The sequence below is a fragment of the Xenorhabdus sp. PB62.4 genome, from assembly GCF_014467285.1.
Taxonomy (GTDB): domain Bacteria; phylum Pseudomonadota; class Gammaproteobacteria; order Enterobacterales; family Enterobacteriaceae; genus Xenorhabdus.
In genome coordinates this window covers 1-3081 of the sequence record NZ_NKHR01000047.1, presented here as the reverse complement: position 1 = coordinate 3081, position 3081 = coordinate 1, and the positions used below count along the sequence as shown (strand labels likewise).

Genomic DNA, 3081 nt, shown 5'->3' with positions numbered 1-3081 from the left:
GTGTGTGGCAGGTGGCGGAGAGGGCCGCCCTGCCGCTGCTGCGCCCATAATCACATTCTGTGAAACACTCATATCACACCTCCCTGTCAGGCGTTATCCTTCGGCTCATCACGCAACCGGAACGTTGCCATCATGGTCTGCATTTGTTCCCGCTGAGCCACCGTCATTTCTCCCTGACAGGTACCGGTGAAAATCAGCACGTGCTCGGGGGTGTTAAGCAGTCTCATTAATTGATGTACCGGGCCACTTGGGGCACGCCAGCGAAATTCAAAGGTCTCGGTCTCAAAACCGTTTAGTTCACCGGATTCATGGGCTATCGCTTCATAATCTTTCAGTTGCTTGCCAATCGCCGTCATTTCCCGCTCGGCAAACTGGCTGAATGCCAGCCCCCATGGCAAATTGTCACGGGAGATGGTGAAACTGGTGCCATTTTTTTCATCGGTGCTGTTCAACACCAGAATACTGGCATCCTGCCAGCTGGCGGGCAGCATAATAGCGCCTTGATTAAAGTGGAAAGGCGCGAGATCAAGTTGATTGTTCATGGAAGTTCCTTCTTGCTTGCCGCAATTTAAAAATCAATACGCGTTATTTGTTGATGTTAACCTGGCCGCCTAATACGGTGACCCCGCTGTCGTTCAGCTCAATACTGGCGCCTCCAAACGAAATTTTAATGTTGGCTTTCGTCATTTGAATGGTGCCGCTGCCCACTTTCAGCGTGATATCATCCTGGGCTTCATACAATTGAGTTCCCGGTCCGGCTTTACCTGCGGTGGCTTTCACCTGCACCACATTGGCTTGTGTACTGCGTTTCTGGCAGATGTTCTCGGTCAGGTTGCCTTGCTGCACGGTTTTATGTTCATCCCCCGTCTGAATGAGCAGGCTTCGGTTACCGGCTTCTACGACCAGGCTCTGGTCATTTTTTACCGTAGTCTGCATATCCTTCTGCGCATGCAGCGACAGCCTTTCGCTGCCTTTCGCATCCTCAAACAGCAGCTCGTTATACCCTTCGCCTTTGTGGGTTTTGGAGCGGAAAGCCATCTGGGTTTTGCTGCCCGGCAGCCCGCCCGGCGGGATGTTGCTGGCGTGGTAGGTACGCCCGGTAACGATGGGTTGATCCGGGTCGCCATGCAGAAAATCCACCACCACTTCCTGCCCGATACGCGGGATGGCTAACATACCCCAGCCCTGACCCGCCCACGGCTGGGTGACCCGTATCCAGCACGAACTCTGGTCATCGCTCTTGCCGTAGCGATCCCACGGGAACTGGAGACGGATACGCCCATACTGGTCACAGAAGATTTCTTCCCCGGCCGGGCCAACCACTTTAGCGATCTGCGGGCCGTCAATCACGGGTTTCGGCAGCGGAGCCGGACGCCAGTGCTGGTTATGGCGGATAAAGTGGAACTGGCTGTTCAGGGTGGTGCCTGTGCCGCTGTTGGCGGTTTCGAGAGCCTGGGGCTGGCTGCCGGAATGACTGGCGCCCACCACCTGCCAGGACTGGTTCAGATCTTCACGCGGGTGGTTGTACAGGGTGAATAATCGCCCCGGTTGGATGGCAATCGCGTGACCGCTGCCTTGCCCGGTCACGGCATTGTTGCGAAGCCCCTCCAGCCGGTAACGGGTGAAATCCTTACCGTGTGCCTCATCCTTAAAACGGCCCGGGTAGTCGTAATGTTCGTAATACAACTGCTGGAGTGTGTCTTCCTTCATCTGCTGGCTGAATTCGGCCGGCCACGCGGGATTTTTGAAGGTGTAGTCTTTGAGTTGCACCTGTGCCGGGCGGACCTGTGCCCGGTGTGTCAGGTTACTTACGGCGGGTTCTCCCAGCGTACTGGTGTCACCCGGCTGGTAAGGCAGGACAATGCCCGGCGGGACAGAGCCGGCGTCATCGGCAAACACCAGCGTATTGCGCCCGTTGCCGCATTCAAAAAAGTAGAAAATGCCTTCTTCTGCGGTCAGCCGTTGCAGGAAAGCAAAGTCACTTTCCTGATATTGCACACAGAATTCCCGTTCCGGGTGGGCATGGCGCAGGCTGAAGACGACGTCACGGATACCGTGCTCTTTCAAAATCGTGGTGATAATGGCGGCAATGTTCCGTTGCTGGAAGATGCGCGAGTTTTGCCGCAGAGTGGTGCGCCACAGGTCAGGGCGAATACTCATCTGGTAGGTGGTCTGGTGCAACCCTGTATTCCCCTGTTCAAAGCTGGCGACCATACCGGTGATACTGCGGCTTTCTACCCCATCCTGAGTGATCGTCAGGGTGGCGGTGCGATCGAGTACCGCCGGAAAGTCGATGGCCGGGTCGGCACTCGCCAGCCCTACTTCCAGCGTGAACGGCTGGGAAAAGTGTTCATTTAGGGTAAAATCGGTAACGACAAAGGTCTGCGGCGGTAATCCGCCCGCGGTCAGCGTAAATTGCAGGCCGCTGGGCGTTTTGCCATCACTCAGCATTTGCAGGGCTTTGGTGGCGGCGCTGTGACCGCTGGCGGCTTTCTTTGCCAACTCTTGTCCGTGCCCAACGAGTGTCCCGGTTGCCTGCTGAACCAGCAGGGTGGCTTGTTTCCCCTGCCCAAACAGTGCCTTTCCTTGCTGAATTGTAGTGGTCAAGAACTTTCGGACACATTTCTAGCCGCTTCCCACTGTCGTTCGTATTCAGCCGGAGAAATTCCCCCATTAAAGCTATGAGGACGGATGTCGTTGTAATACCCGCCCAAATAGTCGGTGATATCCCTCATTGCCTCATGAATATCCAGATAGCCTTCTGGCGGGATCCATTCACTTTTCAAACTCCGGAATATTCGTTCCATAGGGGAGTTATCATAACAGTTGCCTCGACGGCTCATGCTTTGGATCATTTTATTTTTCCAGAGTAAGCGACGAAACTTTTTACTTTTGTACTGACTTCCTTGATCTGAGTGAAAAACCAGTCTTCCTTCACGATGGCGCGTTTCCAGTGCATTGTTCAGTGCCCGGCAGACCAGCTCAGCATCAGGCGAAGAACCAATGGCCGTCCCCACCACCCGGCGGGAAAATAAATCCGTGACCACAGCCAGATAGCACCATCCCTCTTTTATGCGAACG

General features: G+C 54.9%; 3 protein-coding genes. All 3 read right to left on the bottom strand.

What is annotated here, in order from left to right:
- Positions 1 to 86: 86 nt before the first annotated feature.
- Positions 87 to 542, bottom strand: coding sequence for a DcrB-related protein (locus Xenpb_RS18600; RefSeq protein WP_187655641.1), 456 nt, complete (start codon positions 540 to 542; stop codon positions 87 to 89).
- 43 nt (positions 543 to 585) lie between these two features.
- The gene (locus Xenpb_RS18595) at positions 586 to 2451 is read right to left on the bottom strand and encodes a type VI secretion system tip protein VgrG (RefSeq protein WP_255523200.1); all 1866 of its coding nucleotides are present in this window, start codon (positions 2449 to 2451) and stop codon (positions 586 to 588) included.
- 152 nt (positions 2452 to 2603) lie between these two features.
- A partial coding sequence (locus Xenpb_RS18590) for an IS3 family transposase (RefSeq protein ID WP_187655639.1) occupies positions 2604 to 3081 on the bottom strand: 478 nt, incomplete at its 5' end.

Excerpts from the sequence above, each read along its gene's own strand:
- Xenpb_RS18600 (WP_187655641.1), bottom strand. The coding sequence starts at position 542 with ATGAACAATCAACTTGATCTCGCGCCTTTCCACTTTAATCAAGGCGCT.
- Xenpb_RS18595 (WP_255523200.1), bottom strand. The coding sequence starts at position 2,451 with ATGCTGAGTGATGGCAAAACGCCCAGCGGCCTGCAATTTACGCTGACC.